Source organism: Vulcanococcus sp. DEBay_Sum29NL08_54, assembly GCF_017859255.1.
Lineage (GTDB): Bacteria > Cyanobacteriota > Cyanobacteriia > PCC-6307 > Cyanobiaceae > Vulcanococcus.
On sequence record NZ_JAFMNJ010000005.1, the window covers coordinates 76,496 to 95,946 of the forward strand.

Here is a 19,451-nt window from a genome sequence, read left to right on the forward strand (position 1 = left end):
TCGGCCTCGCTCGCCCCTGACAGGCTGGGCGCCGCGAAACCCCCTTCCATGGCCGACGGTTCCCTCTCCGTGAAGCGCTCCATCACCGTTCGCGCGGTGGTGACCCCCCGTTGGAAGGAGGACGCCGAGCGCGAGATCAGCGCGGCCATCGCCAATAGCGACGCCCAGCTGGGGCAGCTCGAGCAGGAAGGGCAGCAGCTTGTGGACGCGATCCGCAGCCAGAGCGCCAACCCCCTCGATCCCCGCGTCCAGGAGCAGGTGGGTTCTGTGCAGGAGCAGGTGGCGGCCAAGCGCGCCGAGCTTGAGGAGCAGAAGCGTCAGCTGCTCGAGCAGCAGCGCCAGGTCCGCGACCTGGAGATGGAGCAGATCGTTGAGCAGGGCCAGCTCGACAGCTTCACCGACGTCAAGGTGGGCGACAACCTCGTGGAGAAGCTCCAGGTGGCTGTGGTTGTGCGCGATGGGGTGATCGAGTCGATCGAGGGAGCCCTCTAAGTCGCCACTCCGGAGGTCCCGGCCGCTGAGCCGCGTAAAATCCGCCTCAATTGAGCGGCAGACCTCCGTTGGCCACCCACGAAATCTTCATGCCCGCCCTCTCCTCCACCATGACGGAGGGCAAGATCGTGGAATGGCTGAAGAAGCCAGGTGACAAGGTCGGCCGCGGTGAGTCCGTCCTGGTCGTCGAGTCGGACAAGGCCGACATGGACGTGGAGTCCTTCAACGAGGGCTACCTCGCAGCGGTGTTGATGCCCGCAGGCAGCACGGCCCCCGTTGGTGAAACCATCGGCCTCGTGGTGGAGACCGAGGCTGAGATCGCCGAGGCCCAGGCCAAGGCCCCCAGCGCACCAGCCGCCGCTGCCGCTCCTGCCCCGGCCGCTGCTCCGGCACCTACTCCTGCAGCGGCTCCTGCCCCCGCACCCGTTGCAGCAGCCCCGGCTCCCGTTGCCGCTGCCCCCGCTCCTGTGACCAATGGCCGGGTGGTGGCCAGCCCCCGGGCCAAGAAACTGGCCAGCCAGCACGGCGTCGCCCTGGAGACCCTGCGCGGCAGCGGCCCCCACGGGCGAATCCAGGCCGAGGACGTTGAGCGGGCCCTGGGTCTGACCGTGGCCGTACCCCGCGTGGCCGAGGGCTCAGCTCCCGCTGCCAGCGGCAGCGGAAATGGTGCCGCTGCTCCTGCGGCTGCACCGGCGGGCAATGCCTTTGGTCGTCCCGGCGAGAGCGTGGCCTTCAACACCCTGCAGGGTGCGGTCAACCGCAACATGGTGGCGAGCCTGGCGGTGCCGACCTTCCGGGTCGGCTACACGATCACCACCACCAAGCTGGACGCCTTCTACAAGCAGGTGAAGAGCAAGGGCGTCACCATGACCGCCCTGCTGGCCAAGGCCGTGGGTGTGGTGCTGGCCCGTCACCCCCAGGTCAATGCCGCCACCAGTGCCGATGGCAGCGCCATGGTTTACCCCGCTGCGGTGAACGTGGCCGTGGCCGTGGCGATGGAAGACGGTGGCTTGATCACCCCCGTGCTGGCCAACGCCGACAAGACCGATATCCACTCCCTGGCCCGCAACTGGGCGGATCTGGTGAGCCGGGCCCGCAGCAAGCAGCTGCAGCCTGAGGAGTACAGCACCGGCACCTTCACCCTTTCCAACCTGGGGATGTTCGGTGTGGATCGCTTCGACGCGATCCTGCCCCCGGGCACCGGCGCGATCCTGGCGGTGGCCGCCTCCCGTCCCACCGTCGTGGGCGGCAAGGACGGCTCGATCCGCGTGGCGAACCAGATGCAGGTCAACCTGACCTGTGATCACCGCGTGATCTACGGCGCCGATGCGGCGGCCTTCCTGAAGGATCTGGCCCAGCTGATCGAGACCAACCCCGAGAGCCTGGCCTTCTGATCAGCGACGATCAGCTGCTTTCGAGCTACGTCTTCGATCTCCCGGAGACGTTCATCGCCCAGCGCCCCGTGGAGCCCCGCCATGCGGCTCGGTTGCTGGCGCTTGAAGGCCCTGAGGGCTGCAGCCACCAAACGGTCTGGGAGCTGCAGCAGCTGCTGAAACCGGGCGACTTGCTGGTGGTCAACAACACCCGGGTGCTGAAGGCGCGCCTTCAGGCCCGCCGGGCCAGCGGCGGCGCGGTGGAGCTCCTGGTGCTGGAGCCTGTGGAAGGCAGTGATTGGCTCTGTTTGGCCAAGCCAGCCAAGCGCCTGAAGCCGGGCGAGATCCTGCAGATGGAGCATCCCGGTCAACCGCCCCAGCCCCTGGAGATCGTGGCCGTCGACGCCGAGACCGGTGGCCGGGTGGTGCGTTTTCCGGCGGAGTGCACCACCCCAGAAGCGATCGAGGCGCTGCTGGCGCGCTATGGCGAAATCCCCCTGCCGCCCTACATCCACCAGCACTCCAGCGAGGACGACAGCCGCTACCAGACCCGCTATGCCTCGCGGCCCGGGGCGGTGGCTGCTCCGACGGCGGGCCTCCACCTCAGCGATGCCTTGCTCGAAGCCCTGGAGGCGCGAGGTGTGCAGCGCACAACTGTGACCCTGCATGTGGGCCTGGGCACCTTTCGGCCGGTGGAGACCGAGGACCTGACCCAGCTGGAGCTCCACAGCGAGTGGGTTGAGGTGTCGCCGGCCGCTGTGGAGGCCGTGGCCCAGTGCCGCGCCCGTGGCGGCCGGGTGATTGCGGTTGGAACCACCTCCGTTCGCAGCCTGGAGGCCGTGGCCCAGCTCCATGGGGGCGAGCTCCAGCCCCATGCCGGGCCGGTGAATCTGGTGATTCAGCCCGGCTATCGCTTTGCGGTGGTGCAGGGACTGCTGACGAATTTCCACCTGCCCAAGAGCTCGCTGCTGCTGCTGGTCAGTGCCCTGGTCGGTCGCCGCCGCCTGCTGGATCTCTATGAGGAGGCCAAGGCCGAGGGCTATCGCTTCTTCTCCTATGGCGATGCGATGTGGATCGCACCGGAATCGGTTCTCGAGAGCGCCCGACCATAAAAAAAGCCCCCGCTTGTGCGGGGGCTTGGCTTGGATCGCTCGAATCAGGCGGCGGCCAGGTTGGCGGCCACGAAGTCCCAGTTGACCAGCTTGTCGAGGTAGGTGCTGATGTAGTCGGGGCGGCGGTTCTGGTAGTCCAGGTAGTAGGCGTGCTCCCAGACGTCCATGGTCAGCAGGGCCTTCTGGCCGTGGGCCAGGGGCAGATCGGCGTTGCCGGTCTTGGTGACCTTCAGGGTGCCGTTGTCGAGCACGAGCCAGGCCCAGCCGCTACCGAACTGGGTGGCGCCGGCTGCCTTGAAGGCCTCAACGAACTTCTCGAAGCTGCCGAAGTCAGCGTTGATCTTGTCGAGCAGCGCGCCGCTGGGGGTGCCGCCACCGTTGGGCTTGATGCACTGCCAGTAGAAGCTGTGGTTCCAGACCTGGGCGGCGTTGTTGAACACACCAGCCTTGCCGGCATCACCGGCCACGGCAACGATGGTGTCTTCGAGGCTCTTGCCTTCCAGATCGGTGCCAGCCACCAGGTTGTTGAGGTTGGTCACGTAAGCGTTGTGGTGCTTGCCGTGGTGGAACTCAAGGGTTTGGCGGGAGATATGGGGCTCGAGGGCGTCGAGGCCGTAGGGCAGCGCGGGCAGCGTATGAGCCATGAACGGAAGGATCGTGCTTTTCAATGCCCGGCCAAATGCCGGACGGCGGCGGCATCCTAACGATCGTTTGAAGTTTCGACAGTCGCGGGAACCGCACCGCTGGCGCGGCTCCCATGGAACGGATCAGCCCTTGATCTCGAGCAGTTCCACCTCAAAGATCAAGGTGGCGTTCGGGGGGATCACACCGCCGGCACCGCGCTCGCCGTAGGCCAGATCGGGGGGGATCACGAGCTTGCGCTTGCCGCCCACCTGCATGCCGGCGACGCCCTCATCCCAGCCCTTGATCACGCGACCGGCGCCGAGGGGGAAGCTGAAGGGACCGCGGCCGTAGCTGCTGTCGAACTCTTTGCCGTTCTCAAGGGTGCCGCGGTAGTTCACAACAACGAGCTGACCGGAGCTGGCCTCAGGGCCATCACCGATCACCAGGTCGGTGATGCGCAGACCGCTGGGGGTCATCCGTTCTTTGGCCGCAACCATTTCTCCTCCGAGGGCAGATGCCCCACTGTCGGCGATGACGTCGCTGGCCATGGTGAAGAGGCTGGGGTTGGGGTCCTCCGGATCGAGCTCGATCTGGCCGCTGAAGCTGGCCTGGACTGGGGCACTGGCCACGGCCTGTTGCACGGCCGGCTGGCTGGGGGCGGCGTTCACGGTGGAGGGCGCCACGATCTGGCTCACCAGTGCCAGCAAGAGGCAGCCGACGCAAACGGCGGAGCTGATCAGGATGTCCCGCATGGCTGGATCAAAGAGGCATCAAGGGCCGATTCTCGCCTAGTTGCCTCTCAGTCCGGGATCTCGAGTTGGGATTGCTTTTGCCGGAGCTGCTGCTCCAGGCGATCGATGCGGCCCCGCAGTTCATCCACCTCCCGCTGGCGGGCCAGGCCCAGGTCCTGCAGCAGGTGGTCCAGGTTGCGCTCGACCTGCCGTTCGGTCTGTTTCTCCAGCTCGGGGTTCTCGCCGCGAAGGCTGGCGAGAACGTCATCCACCAAGGCGCTGGCCTGGCTTGGATCCAGGCGCCCACTGCTGACCCAGGCCTGGGTCACGCTCCGCAGGCGATCGGCCACCAGTGAAGTGGTGCCAAGGCCGCGGAAGAGAAGTTGTTGCAGGGTCCGGCTGGGATCCATATCACTTCTTTGGTGGTAAGCGAGCTGAGCTGATCAGAGAGGGTTGGCGCCAGCTCTGCCTTTTGCTGGTCTAGCTGGCCCAGAGGTCAGGCGCCTATGAACAGTGCGCCTGACCCAAGCACACCAACAGTTTTGAGTATGGCCAGGCTTGTGGTCTTTCTTATCGCGTAAGTCATGCTTTTTGCCTGCTGAGTTGATGCTCTGCTGGAGCACGGCGTGCTCTGTGTGAAATCAGTTTCTTATGCATTGTCCGAATCATTAAGGATCAGGATTGAGAGGCTTCCTCAATGCTCGCGATTGGCAGTACATGCAGAAGATCTGCTGCGTATTTGAGACTTGATCCCTTGGGCTGCTGAAGGTTAATAGCTTGGTCTAGATGGAGTTGGATTCACGGTGACGGTGCCAGGGCCTTTCGCTTCGGTCGTTGTCTTGCTTGATCGAGTCAGTCTCTTTTTGATGGGCTTTGTTGTGATTTTTCTGATCATCAGTGCTCGCTCTGTTCTGATCGCTCTTGTCTCGGGGCTCTTGCTTCGAGATGGTCCCAGCTGTTTTGGCCGAGCGAATGCCAACGATCTTCGACTCAGCTTTTCGTCTTCATTGGTCTTCGCTTGTGTTGGCTCAGTTTCGCTGATCCTGCATGGATCTGGGTACGTACAGCTTTACCATCACGAGTCTGAATGGCAGCTTCCTTTTCAGTTGACAGGATTTCTTGGTGTTTTGGCTGTACAGGATGCCGTCTTCTACTTTGTTCATCGCCTTCTGCATCATCCTGCCCTCTACAGGATTGCGCACCTAGGGCATCATCGGTCAAGGCATTATTCAGCCTGGACTTCATTTGCTTTTGACCCAATCGAGTCACTCTTCCACTCTGTTTTTATTGTGGTTGTTGCGATGACCGTTCCGCTTCACTTCGTCACACTGTTTGCCCTTCTTGTGACGATGTCTGTTTGGGCTGCTTTGAACCACATGCCGCCGGCTGGATTGCCGGAGGCATTTCCTCATCACTGGTTGGGGCGTTGGTTGATTGGCCCTGTTCATCATTCCATTCATCATCAAAAACAGGGCTCTAACTTTGGGCTTTATTTCACGTTCTGGGATCTTCTATTCGGAACGCAGGATCAGGGCTACGCTCGAAGTGTCTCGCGCGTTGTTAGAAAAGATTCACTGTTGCGTTGAATGGCTCAAAAAAAGGACTGGTGAAATTCTCGCCAGTCCTCCTTCTCTTGATTGCCTCAGTCAGGGCTTTTGTCTGTTGGATCCGCCATTTTTACTTCATGGCTATTTGGAGTGTGCTTGAGACCGCAAGATCAAGTGGGAAATTGTGAGCATTTCTTTCGTGCATGGCTTCGATGCCAAGATCTGTCCGGTTTAGTACATCAGCCCAGCTGTGAACGACACGACCTTGAGGATCAAGGATCGATTGATTGAAATTTAGACCATTCAGTCCAAAGGAAAAGCTGGCGATTGCAAGGGACGAGAACCAAATCCCGAGTACTGGCCATGCAAAGAGAATGGCATGGATGCTTCGGCTGTTATTCAATGCTGCATAGGGGAAGACGAGCCGACCGAAGTAGGCGTGAGCTGAGACGATGTTGTAAGTCACCTCCTTCTGGCCAAAGCGATATCCACGATTAATCGACTCCTGTTCTGTGGTTTCTCGAACCAGGTTGCTTGAGACGAGTGATCCATGAACTGCCGCGAGGAGTGCCCCCCCAAATGTTCCGGCTACGGCAAGCATGTGAAATGGATGCATTAATACATTGTGTTCAGCTTGGAGGACAAGCATGAAGTTGAATGTGCCCGATATTCCAAGAGGCATTCCCTCTGAAAACGAGCCCTGGCCCATTGGGTAAACCAGAAGTACAGCCATTGCTGCTGACCAAGGTGCTGAAAAGGCAATGGCAATCCACGGCCGCATTCCTAGGCGATAGCTCAATTCCCACTGCCGCCCCATGTAGGCCGTGATGGCGATCAGAAAGTGAAAGACAATTAATTGGTACGGTCCGCCGTTGTAAAGCCACTCATCCAGACTTCCCGCTTCCCAGATCGGATAAAAATGGAGTCCGATGGCATTTGAGCTGGGCACGACTGCGGCGGTAATGATGTTGTTCCCACTGAGGAGTGATCCTGTGATGGGTTGCCTGACGCCGTCCAGGTCGACACCCGGAGCGCTGAGGAAGGCAATCACAAACGCCGCAGTGGCAGCGAGGGTCGTTGGAATCATCAAGACCCCAAACCAGCCGATGTAAAGCCTTTGGTTGGTCGAAGTGATCCAGTCTCCAAATGCAGACCAGGTCTGCAGTCCATTGCGGTTGGACAAGAATGTTGTCATGAAAAGTCCTTTGAGGTTCAGTCCCGCTGCCAGACTTGTGGCACTCAAATGGCCCGGCTATTTCGGGAGCTGGTGAACGAAGAAAGTGCATTTCAAGGGTCTTGATTCCTCAGTGATCTCTGCACCTTCTCCGATAAACCCTGATGCCTTCCCTCTGGGCCTTTGGGTTTCGCTGTATCTTTGCTTCACTTTGGCTTCAAGCCAATGTCGATCGATCTAAATCTTCTTTTTCTAGATGCAGAACGGCTGCATTTCCTCCTTGGATCTGCAGGTGTTGGCTTTTCCTTAGCCAGTTGATTCAAAATCCTGAGGTGGATTCACTTCGTCGCCGCAGCATCAGCGAGCTCAGTCTTCGTGACTATTGCCTTTATCGGGCTATTTGCTCAGAGCTCGAGGTTCTCGAGGACTCCATTCAGGTTGATTGCCAATCAGGCGGTCATCTTCTAGAGCTGGCGGTGGCCATGCGTGATCGGCGTCTTCTTGTCGAGTGGTTGCGTGAATTGGGGTATCCCCCAAGCTCTGATCTCACCGACAGCGGTATCACTCCAGAGTTGGAAGAGCAGCTGATCGCCCACGGATCTGATTGGTAGCTCTTTCGTTTAATCCGCCGCAACTTCTCTGCGCCACTGAACACGTGTCCGTGTAATCACTGAGAGACTGCCCCAAAGCTGATGGCAGCTCTCTTTGCGCTGGGCTGTTGTCTTTCACTGCTTCCAGCCCTGCAGCAGCCAGGACCCTCTATAGGGTCAGTGGCCATGGCAGAGAACCGGCGACTGGTCTGGAGCGGAGCCCTGGCGGCTGGTCTGCTGGCCGGTGTGGCGCTGCCCCCCCTGGGATCCCCGCCCCTGCTCTGGCTGGCTCTGGTGCCGCTCTGGGCCTTTGGTCCTGGGCCGGCGGCCCTCTGGGCTGCTGCTGCGGTCTTGGTCAGCCATCGCTGGCTGCTTTGGTTGCACCCCCTCGATTGGATTGGGGTGCCCCTGCCCTTGAGCCTGCCGCTTTGTCTGCTGCTCTGGTTGGCCCTGGGACTACTGGGGGCGGGGTTGGTGGCGCTCTGGCGCGCCCTGGTGGGGCGGTTCGGCGCTGGCCGTTGGTCTGTGGCGCTTCTGGCCTCGGCCCTTTGGGGCTTGGGTGAGGTCTGGATGGCCAAGGGGCCTCTGTTTTGGCTGGGGCTGGGGGCGGCCGTTCTGCCGGGTGATCGCGCCCTGGCGGGGCTGGCCCAGTGGATTGGGGCCGGTGGCTTGGCGGCGCTGCAGTTACTGCTGGCCTGGGGGCTCTGGCGTTTGCTCCTCGGCTGGTGGGAGGGGCGACGCGGGCTTTGGCGTGGCTGGCTGTCCTGGTTGCTGGTGCTCGCCCTGCTCCATGGTCTGGGTTGGCAGCAGCTGCAGCGCAGCGCCCTAGAGGACCCAGGTGCTCCCTGGCTGTCGGTGCTGGTGCTGCAGCCCGATATTCCCACCCGCGAGAAGTTCAGCTGGGTTCAGCAGCGGTCTCTGGAGCGGCAGCTGCGCCAGGCCCAGGCCGATGCGGAGGCCCAGGGCGCTGACCTGTTGGTGCTGCCCGAGGGGGCCTTGGCTCTGGGGCAGGGGCTGCCCACTGCAGCGGGAGTGGAGGTTCTCAGCGGTGGCTTCCGTCAGGAGGAGACCCAGCTGCGCAGCAGTGTTCTGCGCTTTCCCCCTCAGGCACTGCAGGCGGAGGGGGGGATCGATAAGCACCGCTTGGTGCCGCTGGGGGAATGGGTCCCCGGTGGAGCTCTTCTGCGTTGGGCTGGGTTGTCTGCGGTCGGTGGGGTCGAGCCGGGAGCGGCCTCGCGTCTGCTGCAGCGCCCCCAGGGGGATCTGGCGGTGGCCATTTGCTACGAGATCGCCGATGGGTCTGGGTTAATCGCTGCCTCCCGGGCGGGGGGTGGCTGGATCCTGGCCAGCGCCAATCTCGACCCCTATCCATTGCTGTTGCAGCGGCAGTTCCAGGCCCTGTCCCAGTTGCGGGCGATTGAGGCCAGTCGCTGGCTGGTCAGTGCCGCCAATAGCGGCCCGAGTCTGGTGGTGCAGCCCGATGGGCGGCTGGGGGCCTCCTTGGCTCCGATGGAGCCAGGAACCCTGTTGGTGCGGCTGCAGGCTCGGGCGAATCAGACCGTCTACGGGCAACTGGGGGAATGGCCGCTGTTGCTGGCGGCAGGCGCCGGACTCGTCGCAAGCCGGTCTCGCATGAGACAATCTTGAGACTTGCTTAAGGCGCCTTTTGGTTTCCTTCCGCTCTGGTCTGTTGGGTCTGGGCTTGGCGGCCGCATCGGCGCTGCTGACTCTGCCTGCCAGGGCTATGGATCCGGCTGATGCGGCGCTGGAGGCGGCCTCTGCCCTGGGGGTCGTGGTGATCCAGGGGGCGGACTGCGGCGGGCCGCGTCAGCTCGCCACCTACAACATGGGCGCGAACGTCCTCTGCCTCTCCAAGGCCCTTGACCTTGATCCGCAGAAGCGGGCCAGGGTGATCCAGCACGAGTTGGTCCATGTGGTGCAGGACTGCCTTGATGGTTTGGGTACGCCCACCTCGCTGACCCTGGCGGAGGGATTGCGCTCCAGCGGTCAGCTCAGTGGAGAACAGGTCAACGGCTTTTTTCTGCAGCATCTGCGCAAGCAGGGCAATTTGAATCACGTCGTGGCTTCAACGGCGCAGTTGCCATTGGAAAGTCGTCAACGTGAGTTCGAGGCCTACGCCCTGCAGGCGGATCCGGCGATGGTGGCGCACCTATTGAAGTCCACCTGCACGCTCTAAATCGTCGGCTAATCGCGGATTGGAGTTGACTTTCAGGCCGCGCAGACAGCGCGGTTAATGGATGCGTCTGTCTAGGTATTCAGCACCAGGTTATTGTGCCTAAATCACCAAAAGTATGGCATTTATACCTGGAAGAAATGCCCTGACCAGGGTTAGGACATCAGGAGTTGCCGCCTTTGCTGTGACCGCTTATCCCTGCTGCGCTGCCTGTAAGAACTTCATCATCGCTGGCGGCATGGGGGTCTGCCGCTGTTGGCGGATGACGATGAGCTTGAAGGACGCTGAGGCTCAGGTGCGCTGCCCCTATTGGCTTCGCGCGGAGGCGGTTGAAGATCCCTTTGAGACCTTTGATTGAGTCAGCACTCGATTCAGTGAAGAGCACGTTGGTGTCCTGCGTCACCTTCTGAGGTCTTGGGTTTGCTCTTGATGGGGCGGCTGGCCGCCCAGAGTTAAGACGCTCTGGACGCAGCTGTGATGCCCGACGTGCTGTCCCTGACGGCGATCCTCCTGTATCTGACGGCTAAGGGGGTTCATGCCTTTTGGCTCGCTGACTCGCCGCCTGCGCCTGGCTCGGGTCGGGGTTGAAAACCGGAGAGATTTGGCGCGAACAACCTCCCACCTTCTCGAAATGGGTCCACTGAGACCAGGGTTGAGAGGGATGGGGTTTGCGGTTCTCCAGGCCCATTCGCTTTGCGGTCCTCTTGGCCGCGCTGCTCGGGTTTGGATTGCAGGCGTCCCCGGCTCGAGCGGAGCGTCTCAAGTCCATCGCGTTGCTCGCCGGGCTGCTGCGCCGGGCCGGCACCGAGACCTTGGTGGCCCGGGATTGCCCCAAGCAGTTGATGGGTGCTTTTGTCTTCGCCCGCAATGCCGTGGTCTTGTGTGCCAACAACCTCAAGGACGATCCCGAGCGGGTCTGGGAGACCTTGGCCCATGAGTCAGCCCATGTGATGCAGCACTGCCGGCGTCAGCCGATCTTTGAGCGGGATCGTCTGGGCTTGGATTTCTTGCTGGCAAGCCATCAGTCACCGGAGCTGTTCAAGGCCGTTGGCCAGTACCACCCCAGTCAGCACCGCACGGAAATCGAGGCGCGGATTGTTCAGGGTTTGCCGGCTGAGGAGGTGATGAATCTCTTCCGCCGCTCCTGCGCGGATCGCCTGCTCTAGGACGAGCAGCTGTAGTGCGACAGCCCGCCGGCATTGAAGAACTCGCGGGGTTTGAGCCTGTCGTAGGTCGCCGCAAGCTCTGCTGGAGGGATGGCGTAGGGATCGCGGAAGACCGTCTGGAGTTCTTGGATCAAGCTCAGATCGCCTTCAGCAGCTCGCTCGTAGGCGGGGGCGATGAGCCACTCCCGCCAGGTGATCTGGGGATTGGCCTGGCGCATGGCGGCCCTAGCGGCCTCGGGGTCGCCCAGCTGTTCGCGCCAACGCTGCAGCCAGGTCGTCCAGCGCTGCTCGAGTTCAGCGTCGATTGGCAGATAGAAGCTGGGTTTGAGCGCCTCCACCTGCTCCGGGAGTTCAGAGAGCTGGCGGAAAGCCAAGGTGTAATCGGCCCTGGAGCTGGCCAGCAGTTGCAGCAGATCCTTCAGGAGGTCGTCGTCGTAGCTGGCCAGTCCCAGCTTGCGGGTCCACATCGCCTCGAGTTCGCCGCGCATCGCTTCTGAGAAGCCCTCGCGCAGCCCATCGAGCTCAGCCAGCGCCCCTGCGTCGTCCTCCAGCAGTGGCCGCAGGGCAGACCAGAACATCTGGTAGTTGGCCTCTGCGGCTGCCGGTTGGTTGAAGAAACAGAAGTGCTCGCCGCCGCCGGTCCAGGGCTGGAAGCGGGGATCAAATAGTTCGCAGAAGCCGAAGGGCCCGTAGTCGAGGGTGTAACCGCCGGCGGCGCAGTTGTCGCTATTGAAGTTGCCCTGGCAGTAGCCCACGCGAATCCAGTTCGCCACTAGGGCCGTCAGCCGTCCGCGGAAGAGCCGGGCCAGCTCCAGCACCTGCTGAGGGAAGGGCAGAGCCGCGTTGATCTCGGTGCGGTAGTTGCGTTCGATCAGGTGGGCGGTGATCTGCTGCAGTTCCCGCCGGGCCCCGGGGTGGGCGTTGCTGCGGACCCGTCGGGCAAAGAGCTCGAGCTGGCCGACTCGCAGGAAGGACGGCGCCACGCGGGTCGTGATCGCGGCCGGGTTGTCGACCATCACGTCCGGCTCGAAGGAGCGCGATTGAGGGGAGTACCAGGGCCGCCGCACGCCCTCGGCGCGGGACATGTAAAGGCTGAGGGAGCGGGTGGTGGGGACCCCCAGGGCATGCATGAACTCCTGGGCGAGGAACTCGCGAACGCTGGAGCGCAGGACGGCCCGGCCATCGGCGCCGCGGCAGTAGGGGGTGGGGCCCCCGCCCTTGAGCTGCATCTCCCAGCGCTGGCCCTGAAAGAGGCCTTCGAAGATTGAGATCGCCCGCCCGTCGCCGTAGCCATTGCCGGTGCCGAAGGGGCACTGCTGGATGTACTCCGTGCCGTAGATCGAGAGGGCATAGCCCGTGGCCCAGCCATAGGGCCGCATGGCTCCTCGCGCCACCCGGCTGTCACCGGAGAAGAGCCGGCGGAAGTCCTCGTCATGGGCCAGGCCTTCGCCTAGCCCCAGCTCCGCGAAGAGGCTGGCGCTGTGGGCCACGTACTCCGGGGCCGGTAGTGGCTTGGGGGTGACGGGGACGTAGTGCCCTGAACGGACCTGTCGCGGCAGGTGATCATCCCCATCGCTGCTGGACTCCGGGTCGGCCTGGAGGGTCTCCAGCAGGGAGTAGTCCACCTGCGCCGCAAAGGCCTCAAAGCTGTCGGTGGTGGTCATGGGTGTTGGGCACAAAAAAACCCAGGTCAAGCCTGGGCTTTTGGAAAGTGGAGCCAAGGAGACTCGAACTCCTGACCCCCTGCATGCCATGCAGGTGCTCTACCAGCTGAGCTATGGCCCCTTTTGATACCGATGAGCTCACCTGACGCTGGTCGTCAGGGATGGCCCGGAGGCCGTGCTTTCGATGCGAAGAGCTTACACCGCAGCGGGTCTAAACCTGGCGCCAGACAGCGACGAGCTTCCCTTGGATCGCCACCTGATCGGCATCGATCAGGATCGGTTCGTAGGCGGGATTGGCGGCCTCTAGGCGCACCTGGCGTCCATCGCGGTGGAAGTGCTTGAGGGTTGTGCCGCTGCCGGGCACCAGGGCGCTGACGATCGTGCCTTCTCGCAGGCGGCTCGGTTCGCTGACGGGTTCCATCAGGACGACGTCACCGTCGGCGATGTGGGCGTCCACCATCGAGTCCCCGTTGACGGTCAGGGCGAAGAGCCCGCGGGTGGCCAGCACCGGCTCGAGCTCGAGTCGTTCCTCGACGTCGTCAAAGGTTTCGACCAGGCCGCCGGCGGCCACGGCCCCGAGTACTGGAATACCGCCCCCGAGGGCGTCGCCCAGGAGCTGCAGGGTTCGGGCCTGGCCCTCTTTCCAGGTGATCCAGCCCTTCTGTTGCAGGTGGCGCAGGCGACTCTGAATGGGAGCCGGTGAGCGCAGCCCCATGGCCTCCATCATCTGGCGGATGGAGGGGCTATGGCGATGTTCGCCGATGTACTGGGAGAGCCAGTCGTAGAGCTCTTGCTGGGCAGTGGTCAGGGGCTCAGGCGATCCAGCGGGCACCGGCAATGCATTTGTTCGTCAATACATTTGTACCGCTGGTGCTTGGCTTTGGCAACCGGCTGTTACGAGAGCAGGGCTGCCAGCAGGGCCTGCTGCGCGTGCAGGCGGTTCTCCGCTTGATCGAAGATCCGGCTGCTGCTGCCCTCCATCGCCCCGGCGCTGATCTCCAGGCCCCGGTAGGCCGGCAGGCAGTGCAGGACGATGGCCTTGGGGTCGGCCTCGGCCACGAGCTCCTCATTGAGGCACCAGCCGTTAAAGGCCTGTTCCCGTTCTCCCTTCTCCTCTTCCTGGCCCATGGAGGCCCAGACGTCGGTGTAGAGGGCATGGGCGCCGCGCACGGCGGCCACCGGTTCTTGAATGACCTCGATGCTGCAGCGACCGCCGGCCAGAGCCCGGGACTGCTCGAGGACCGCAGCGCTTGGCTCATAGCCCTTGGGGCAGCCCACGCGGATGTTCACCCCCAGCAGGGCGCCACAGAGCATCAGGGAGTGGGCGACGTTGTTGCCGTCCCCCACGTAGGAGAGGGTCAGCCCCTCGATTGAACCGAAGGCCTCCTGCAGGGTCAGGAAATCGGCCAGGGCCTGGCAGGGGTGCTCCAGGTCGGTCAGGGCATTGATCACCGGAACCGAGGCCCAGTGCGCATACTCCGCCAGCTCCTCCTGGGCGAAGGTGCGGATCGAGAGGGCGTCGACGTAGCGACTCAGCACCCGGGCGGTGTCGGCCACGGGTTCACCGCGCCCCACCTGGGAGACCTGGGGGTTGAGGTCGATGGTCTGGCCGCCCAGGCGGGCCATGGCCACCGTGAAGCTCACCCGGGTGCGGGTGGAGGCCTTGCTGAAGATCAGTCCCAGCACCTTCCCGCCCAGATCGACGCGGGTGCGGCCGGCCTTGAGGTCCGCGGCCAGGTCAAGCAGGGCTCTGGTTTGTTCCGCGCTGATGTCAGCTGACGAGAGGAAGTCGCGTCCGCTGAGTTCGGAGAGGGAGGAATAGCCGCTCAGTGCAGCCATGGGCCCGTCTTCAAAGAACCCTTATCCGAGATGACGGGCCCCCGCGTCAACCCCTTGGAGCTCAAGCGATGGCTTGAGCGTCCTCGGGCATGACGCTGCTGGCGAGCAGATCCTTGAGGTCATCGCCTTCGATCACCTCTTTTTCGAGGATCTGCTGGGAGATGCTCTCCATCAGCTCACGGTTGTGGCGAAGGATCGAGAGCGCCCGGTCATGGGCGCGGTCCACCAGGGTGCGCACCTCCTTGTCGATCGCCTGGGCCGTGGCGTCACTGACGACCCGGCGAGGGTTGTTGGCGCCGCCGAGGAAGCGGCTGCCGCCCTGCTTGTCGTAGGCCAGGGGGCCAAGGATGTCGCTCATCCCATAGGTGCCGACCATCTGCTCTGCGATGTCGGTGGCCCGCTGCAGGTCGTTGGCCGCACCGGTCGTGACCTCACCAAAGACGATCTCTTCGGCGCTGCGGCCGCCGAGGAGGGTGGCGATCTGACCCTCGAGGTCTTCCTTGGAGTTCAGGAAGCGCTCTTCGGTGGGCAGCTGCAGGGTGTAGCCCAGGGCCGCCATGCCGCGGGGAACGATCGAGATCTTGGCGACCTTGCTGCCGCCGGGCATCAGGTGGCCGACGATGGCGTGGCCGACCTCGTGATACGCCACGACCTTTTTCTCGTCGGGCTGGAGGACGCGGCTCTTCTTCTCAAGGCCAGCGACCACGCGCTCGATCGCCTCGTTGAGGTCACCTTGTTCAACGGAGGTCCGCATGGCGCGGGCGGCCAGCAGGGCGCCTTCGTTCACCAGGTTGGCCAGATCCGCACCGGCAAAGCCGCTGGTGGCCTGGGCGATCTTGTCGAGATCAACCCCTGGGGCGAGCTTCACCTTGCGGGCATAGATGTCGAGGATGGTCTTGCGGCCCGAGAGGTCCGGGCGATCCACCAGCACCTGCCGGTCGAAGCGGCCGGGGCGCAGCAGGGCGGCGTCCAGGGTCTCGGGTTGGTTGGTGGCGGCCAGGACGATGACGGGCTTGTCCTTGGCGGCGAAGCCATCCATCTCGGTGAGCAGCTGGTTGAGGGTCTGCTCGCGCTCGTCATTGCCTCCGACGACGCCCATCGAGCCTGCGCGGCTCTTGCCGATGGCGTCGAGTTCGTCGATAAAGATGATGCAGGGCGCTTTTTTCTTCGCCTCTTCAAAGAGGTCCCGCACGCGGGCGGCGCCGGCACCAACGAAGAGTTCGACGAACTCCGAGCCGCTGATGATGAAGAAGGGAACGCCCGCTTCACCGGCGACGGCCTTGGACAGCAGGGTCTTACCGGTGCCCGGGGGGCCCACCAGCAGGACGCCCTTGGGAATGCGTGCGCCGATCGCCGTGTAGCGCTCCGACGACTTCAGGAAGTCGACGATCTCGGTCAGCTCTTGCTTGGCCTCATCGACGCCCGCCACATCGGCAAAGGTGACCCTGGATTCTTCATCCGGGACGTAGACCTTGGCTTTGCTCTTGGTGAAGCTCAGGGCACCCTGGGCGCCGCCCATGGAGCGGCGGGCGAAGAACTGCAGCACCAAGATGAAGATCAGGGGCGGCACGATCCAGCTCAGGGCCGTGGTGATGAAGCTGGGCTTCTGGGGCGGAGCGGCGGCGAACTCAACACCGTGCTCCTCCAGCCGCTTCGGCAGATCCATGTCGAAGATCGGCGTGGTGGCGAGCACCGAGGGGGCGTCCTCCTCCGGAGGGGCCTTGAGCTCGTAGCGGATCTGTTCTTGGGTGATGTAGGCGCGGCGGACGTTGCCGTCGTCCACCTGACTGACGAAGAGGGAGTAGGGAACCCGAGGCACCTGCTGCATGCCCTGGTTGGGCAGGAAGCTGCTCACCAGCAGCAGCACGCCAAAGCCAATCAGCAGCAGATTGACGATGCCGAAGCGCCGGTTCGGGGGCGTGTCGTCCTTGCGGATAGGCATGCGACGGGTGCGCGTTTGCCCCAAACTAGGGTTGCTGCAAGGCCCCAGTGGGGGGTGAGAACCGAACGGGGGCCGGTCAGACCATGTGCGGTCGTTACTCCCTGACCTCCCGTCTGGACCAGCTGCTGCCCAGGCTGGGAGGGGGCTTGCCGGACGGTTTGCTGGCGCACTACGCGCCGCGGCCCTTGATTCGCCCGGGGGAGCCGGTGTTGGCCCTACGCCAGGAGCACGGTCAGATCAGTCCGGCCTTAATGCTCTGGGGGCTGCTGCCGGAGTGGAGCAAGGACCCCTTGAACGGGCCCCGGCCCTTCAATGCTCGATCGGAGACCGTGGCGGAGAAGGCCAGCTTTCGCGGCGCCTGGCGCCATCGGCGCTGCCTGCTGCCGGCCGATGGGTTTTACGAGAAGGGGCATCGGCTGGCCCCAAGTGATGGCGGGATCTTTTGGTTGGCGGGTCTCTGGGATCGCTGGATCGGACCGGATGGCAGTGAGGTGGAGACCTGCTGCGTGCTGACCACCACGCCCAATGCCTTGGTGGCTCCGCTGCATGACCGGATGCCGGTGATCGTTCCTGAGGGGTTGGAGGAGGCCTGGATGGAGCCCCTGGATGGGCCGGGCCTGCGGGCCCTGGAGCCCTTGATGCAGGGCTGGTCGCCGGAGGGTTGGGCGGCTGAGGGGCCGGTCAAACCCAAAGCCAAAGCCAGCTCGGACCAGTTGCCCCTGTTTGGTTGATCGCCAGACTGGGCCATGGCCCGCAAGAACCAACGCCACCTCGGCTATCGCCTGCTGCTGGCGAACTGTCTGACGGTGATCGCTTGCTTGATGCTTCCGCTGGGCATGCGGCAGCTGTCGGCCTTGGGTTATCTGTCTTTGCCGTGGGTGCTGAGCTTCAGCTTGGGGGCACCCCTGGAGTCAGGCCGATGGTCGCTGCAACGCTCCCGGGTCTATCGCCTGCTGGCGCTGCTGACCTTTGCGTCCTCGATGGGTTGGTACTTCACCGGTGCCAATGCCAACCAGGCGGGCTTCCCGCTGCTGTTTGTCTGGACGCTGCTGGTGGCCTGGAGCTGTGAGCGCCTGATTCGCAACCTCGCGCAGGAGCGACTGATTAGCCGGGATGTGTTGATGGGGGCCCTGGCGGGCTACCTGCTGGTGGGTCTGGCGGCGGGGCTGCTGTTTGCCGTACTGGAGTCGCTGGCACCCGGGAGCTTCTTGAACTCCGTGGCCAAGGATGTCTCCCTGCTGCATGGTTCAGCGGGGCAGGCGGCCCGGATTTTCTCCCTGGATTTTGTCGAGCTCAACTACTACGCCTTCATCACCCTGACCACAACGGGGTACGGCGACATCAGTCCGGTGACGCCCCAAAGCCAGATGTTGAGCGTGATGGTGGCGGTCTCCGGGACGATTTACTTGGCCCTGGTGATGGGTCTGCTGATCAGCCGCTTCACCGTTCAGGACGTCGAGGAAGAGATCGCCGAAGAGCAAAGGAACGACTAGTGCTGCAGTTCCAATAGCCAGTCGTTGCCGAGGCGCCGGAGCCGTTGCTGCGGCCATAGCTCCGCCTGGTTGACATCGATCAGCCCCAGCTCGCCAAGGGGGGTGCGAGCGGCCAGGCCGCCCAGCAGTTTCGGGGCGATCACGCCTGCCAGTTGCTGCACGCAACCCTCGCGCAGCGCTGCGGCGGCCAGTTCCGCTCCGCATTCCCAGAGGACCTGATTGCAGCCCCGCTGGGCCAGGAGCTCCAGGGCTGCCCGGGGCTGGCACTCCGGCAGGGCCAGGTGCTCCACCCCGAGTCGATCGAGCTGCTGCTGTTGCTCGGCTGGGGCCTCATTGCCGTGGAGGACCAGGGTCTGGGCCAGGCTTTGATCCCAGAGCTGGGCGTCCTGCGGGAGATCCAGGCTGCGGCTGAGAACGACCCTTAGCGGTTCCGGGCTGCGCTGCCCGCGGCTGGTCAGCAGGGGGTTGTCGGCGCGGACGGTGCCGCCCCCGACGAGAACCGCGTCGCATTGGGCCCGTAGCTGATGCACCCAGGCGCGGGCTGGGGGACCGGAGATCCACTGGCTGGCGCCATTGGGCAGGGCGGTGCGCCCGTCGAGGCTCATGGCCCACTTGAGGATTCCCCAGGGGCGCCCGGTTTGCACCCGCTGGATGAAGCTGCGGTTGAGGGCCTGGGCTTCGGCTTCGCAGACCCCGCTGATGACCTCGATGCCGGCGGCCTGCAGTTGGGCGATGCCGCCGCCAGCCACGCGGGGATCGGGATCGCGCATGGCCACGATGACCCGGCTGACCCCAGCGGCGATTAGGGCTTCACTGCAGGGGGGCGTGCGGCCGTGGTGGCAGCAGGGCTCCAGGCTGACGACGGCGGTGCCGCCTTGGGCGCGCTCGCCGGCCTGGCGCAGGGCATGGACTTCGGCGTGGGGCGTGCCGGCTTGGCGGTGGAAGCCCTCACCCACCAGTGCCCCCTGGCGATCGAGGACGACGCAACCCACTAGAGGGTTGGGGCTGGTGCGTCCGGCGCCGAGGGCGGCCAGCTGCAGGGCCCGCTGCATCCAGGGCCGCCAGGCGCTGCTGCTCATCCGGCGTCGCGCCAGCTCGGCAGGCTGCGCCATTCACCGACCACAAAGGGAGGAACCGGCAGCTCCACAAACACCCCGGGCAGCTCCAGGCGTAGGGGGCGGTTCTGGTGCAGCTCGGCCAGCAGTGGATTGAGGTCAAATTCGGCCGCGGCATCCCGGCCATCGGCGGCCAGCTTGGGGTTGGCGGTGGTGATGTCCTCGAGCTCCCAACTGCCCCGGCCGGAGTGCACGATCAAGGAGGTGGGGTGATCCAGGCGGACGCGGCCGGGGTAGCCGACGATCCGCAGGGTGACGGGGCCGCCCGGGGGACCGGTGCGGTAGGCCACGGCCTGCCAGCTCTGGTAGTCCAGATCCCGCAGGCTCTCGAGGCTGCGCACGATCTCCGTGCCGTTCTCATCGGGGTGCAGGTGCACCTGGGCGTTGGCGGGTTG

21 protein-coding genes and 1 tRNA gene are annotated in these 19,451 nt (G+C 63.9%); 11 read left to right on the top strand and 11 right to left on the bottom strand.

The features are described 5' to 3' along the window. Positions 1–48: 48 nt before the first annotated feature. From QZ186_RS03195 to queA, 3 genes are all read left to right on the top strand, one after another. Positions 49–492 carry a YlqD family protein gene (locus QZ186_RS03195; RefSeq protein WP_247477206.1) on the top strand — a complete coding sequence of 148 codons (444 nt, stop codon included), beginning with the start codon at positions 49–51 and terminating at the stop codon, positions 490–492. Positions 493–560: 68 nt separating this feature from the next. Further along, positions 561–1,886, top strand: a complete 1,326-nt coding sequence (locus QZ186_RS03200; protein ID WP_296415768.1) for a dihydrolipoamide acetyltransferase family protein — start codon at positions 561–563, stop codon at positions 1,884–1,886. After that, positions 1,886–2,977 (top strand): tRNA preQ1(34) S-adenosylmethionine ribosyltransferase-isomerase QueA, encoded by a 1,092-nt coding sequence (gene queA, locus QZ186_RS03205; protein ID WP_296415793.1) that lies wholly within the window; start codon positions 1,886–1,888, stop codon positions 2,975–2,977. Before QZ186_RS03200 ends, queA begins: the two co-directional genes overlap by 1 nt. A gap of 44 nt (positions 2,978–3,021) precedes the next feature. On the opposite strand, the gene QZ186_RS03210 is transcribed toward queA, so the two are convergent. From QZ186_RS03210 to QZ186_RS03220, 3 genes are all read right to left on the bottom strand, one after another. Next, positions 3,022–3,621 (bottom strand): superoxide dismutase, encoded by a 600-nt coding sequence (locus QZ186_RS03210; protein WP_010315495.1) that lies wholly within the window; start codon positions 3,619–3,621, stop codon positions 3,022–3,024. A 123-nt stretch (positions 3,622–3,744) separates the two neighbouring features. Beyond that, a complete protein-coding gene (locus QZ186_RS03215; RefSeq protein ID WP_010315497.1) occupies positions 3,745–4,353 on the bottom strand; it encodes an FKBP-type peptidyl-prolyl cis-trans isomerase in 609 nt (202 codons plus the stop codon). Between the two features lie 47 nt (positions 4,354–4,400). Further along, the gene (locus QZ186_RS03220; protein ID WP_010315499.1) at positions 4,401–4,742 is read right to left on the bottom strand and encodes a phasin family protein; all 342 of its coding nucleotides are present in this window, start codon (positions 4,740–4,742) and stop codon (positions 4,401–4,403) included. Positions 4,743–5,135: 393 nt separating this feature from the next. Here QZ186_RS03220 and QZ186_RS03225 point away from each other — a divergent pair, with 393 nt between their 5' ends. Then, complete coding sequence (locus tag QZ186_RS03225) at positions 5,136–5,918, top strand: sterol desaturase family protein (RefSeq protein WP_296415769.1); 783 nt, start codon at positions 5,136–5,138, stop codon at positions 5,916–5,918. A gap of 91 nt (positions 5,919–6,009) precedes the next feature. Here QZ186_RS03225 and psbA read toward each other — a convergent pair whose 3' ends face one another. Beyond that, on the bottom strand, positions 6,010–7,074 hold the full coding sequence (gene psbA, locus QZ186_RS03230) for a photosystem II q(b) protein (protein WP_296415770.1): 1,065 nt from the start codon (positions 7,072–7,074) through the stop codon (positions 6,010–6,012). A 311-nt stretch (positions 7,075–7,385) separates the two neighbouring features. Here psbA and QZ186_RS03235 point away from each other — a divergent pair, with 311 nt between their 5' ends. The 5 genes from QZ186_RS03235 (at position 7,386) to QZ186_RS03255 (ending at position 11,003) form a co-directional block, all read left to right on the top strand. Next, positions 7,386–7,664, top strand: coding sequence for a hypothetical protein (locus tag QZ186_RS03235; RefSeq protein ID WP_296415772.1), 279 nt, complete (start codon positions 7,386–7,388; stop codon positions 7,662–7,664). Between the two features lie 165 nt (positions 7,665–7,829). After that, positions 7,830–9,290, top strand: coding sequence for an apolipoprotein N-acyltransferase (locus QZ186_RS03240; RefSeq protein ID WP_296415773.1), 1,461 nt, complete (start codon positions 7,830–7,832; stop codon positions 9,288–9,290). A gap of 97 nt (positions 9,291–9,387) precedes the next feature. Further along, positions 9,388–9,840 carry a hypothetical protein gene (locus QZ186_RS03245; protein ID WP_296415774.1) on the top strand — a complete coding sequence of 151 codons (453 nt, stop codon included), beginning with the start codon at positions 9,388–9,390 and terminating at the stop codon, positions 9,838–9,840. 181 nt (positions 9,841–10,021) lie between these two features. After that, positions 10,022–10,195, top strand: a complete 174-nt coding sequence (locus tag QZ186_RS03250) for a hypothetical protein (protein WP_156797832.1) — start codon at positions 10,022–10,024, stop codon at positions 10,193–10,195. A 310-nt stretch (positions 10,196–10,505) separates the two neighbouring features. Next, positions 10,506–11,003: a hypothetical protein gene (locus QZ186_RS03255; RefSeq protein WP_296415776.1), complete on the top strand. Its 498-nt coding sequence runs from the start codon at positions 10,506–10,508 to the stop codon at positions 11,001–11,003. On the opposite strand, the gene QZ186_RS03260 is transcribed toward QZ186_RS03255, so the two are convergent. From QZ186_RS03260 to ftsH, 5 genes are all read right to left on the bottom strand, one after another. Further along, entirely contained in the window at positions 11,000–12,667 is a 1,668-nt protein-coding gene (locus tag QZ186_RS03260; RefSeq protein ID WP_296415777.1) for a protein adenylyltransferase SelO family protein, read from the bottom strand. The genes QZ186_RS03255 and QZ186_RS03260 overlap by 4 nt on opposite strands. Before the next feature lie 48 nt (positions 12,668–12,715). After that, a tRNA-Ala gene (locus QZ186_RS03265) sits at positions 12,716–12,788 on the bottom strand. A 90-nt stretch (positions 12,789–12,878) separates the two neighbouring features. Next, complete coding sequence (gene lexA, locus QZ186_RS03270; protein ID WP_010315515.1) at positions 12,879–13,505, bottom strand: transcriptional repressor LexA; 627 nt, start codon at positions 13,503–13,505, stop codon at positions 12,879–12,881. A 56-nt stretch (positions 13,506–13,561) separates the two neighbouring features. Beyond that, complete coding sequence (gene argF / locus QZ186_RS03275; RefSeq protein WP_296415778.1) at positions 13,562–14,506, bottom strand: ornithine carbamoyltransferase; 945 nt, start codon at positions 14,504–14,506, stop codon at positions 13,562–13,564. A 61-nt stretch (positions 14,507–14,567) separates the two neighbouring features. Next, positions 14,568–16,448: an ATP-dependent zinc metalloprotease FtsH gene (gene ftsH / locus QZ186_RS03280; protein ID WP_029626161.1), complete on the bottom strand. Its 1,881-nt coding sequence runs from the start codon at positions 16,446–16,448 to the stop codon at positions 14,568–14,570. An 83-nt stretch (positions 16,449–16,531) separates the two neighbouring features. Here ftsH and QZ186_RS03285 point away from each other — a divergent pair, with 83 nt between their 5' ends. Continuing rightward, the gene (locus QZ186_RS03285) at positions 16,532–17,179 is read left to right on the top strand and encodes an SOS response-associated peptidase (RefSeq protein WP_296415781.1); all 648 of its coding nucleotides are present in this window, start codon (positions 16,532–16,534) and stop codon (positions 17,177–17,179) included. A gap of 15 nt (positions 17,180–17,194) precedes the next feature. After that, the gene (locus QZ186_RS03290) at positions 17,195–17,941 is read left to right on the top strand and encodes a potassium channel family protein (protein WP_296415783.1); all 747 of its coding nucleotides are present in this window, start codon (positions 17,195–17,197) and stop codon (positions 17,939–17,941) included. Here the strand turns inward: QZ186_RS03290 and ribD are convergent. Further along, positions 17,938–19,020, bottom strand: a complete 1,083-nt coding sequence (gene ribD / locus QZ186_RS03295; RefSeq protein WP_296415784.1) for a bifunctional diaminohydroxyphosphoribosylaminopyrimidine deaminase/5-amino-6-(5-phosphoribosylamino)uracil reductase RibD — start codon at positions 19,018–19,020, stop codon at positions 17,938–17,940. The two genes, QZ186_RS03290 and ribD, sit on opposite strands and share 4 nt — an antisense overlap. Continuing rightward, positions 19,017–19,451, bottom strand: a 435-nt coding sequence (locus QZ186_RS03300; protein ID WP_296415785.1) for a DUF3122 domain-containing protein, incomplete at its 5' end; no start/stop codon positions are given. The genes ribD and QZ186_RS03300, both read right to left, overlap by 4 nt.

Bases quoted from the DNA above. Each gene is read 5' to 3' on its own strand.
- QZ186_RS03195 (WP_247477206.1), top strand. From the start codon at position 49: ATGGCCGACGGTTCCCTCTCCGTGAAGCGCTCCATCACCGTTCGCGCG.
- QZ186_RS03210 (WP_010315495.1), bottom strand. From the start codon at position 3,621: ATGGCTCATACGCTGCCCGCGCTGCCCTACGGCCTCGACGCCCTCGAG.
- QZ186_RS03215 (WP_010315497.1), bottom strand. From the start codon at position 4,353: ATGCGGGACATCCTGATCAGCTCCGCCGTTTGCGTCGGCTGCCTCTTG.
- QZ186_RS03220 (WP_010315499.1), bottom strand. From the start codon at position 4,742: ATGGATCCCAGCCGGACCCTGCAACAACTTCTCTTCCGCGGCCTTGGC.
- psbA (WP_296415770.1), bottom strand. From the start codon at position 7,074: ATGACAACATTCTTGTCCAACCGCAATGGACTGCAGACCTGGTCTGCA.
- QZ186_RS03240 (WP_296415773.1), top strand. From the start codon at position 7,830: ATGGCAGAGAACCGGCGACTGGTCTGGAGCGGAGCCCTGGCGGCTGGT.
- QZ186_RS03245 (WP_296415774.1), top strand. From the start codon at position 9,388: ATGGATCCGGCTGATGCGGCGCTGGAGGCGGCCTCTGCCCTGGGGGTC.
- QZ186_RS03260 (WP_296415777.1), bottom strand. From the start codon at position 12,667: ATGACCACCACCGACAGCTTTGAGGCCTTTGCGGCGCAGGTGGACTAC.
- argF (WP_296415778.1), bottom strand. From the start codon at position 14,506: ATGGCTGCACTGAGCGGCTATTCCTCCCTCTCCGAACTCAGCGGACGC.
- ftsH (WP_029626161.1), bottom strand. From the start codon at position 16,448: ATGCCTATCCGCAAGGACGACACGCCCCCGAACCGGCGCTTCGGCATC.
- QZ186_RS03285 (WP_296415781.1), top strand. From the start codon at position 16,532: ATGTGCGGTCGTTACTCCCTGACCTCCCGTCTGGACCAGCTGCTGCCC.
- QZ186_RS03290 (WP_296415783.1), top strand. From the start codon at position 17,195: ATGGCCCGCAAGAACCAACGCCACCTCGGCTATCGCCTGCTGCTGGCG.
- ribD (WP_296415784.1), bottom strand. From the start codon at position 19,020: ATGAGCAGCAGCGCCTGGCGGCCCTGGATGCAGCGGGCCCTGCAGCTG.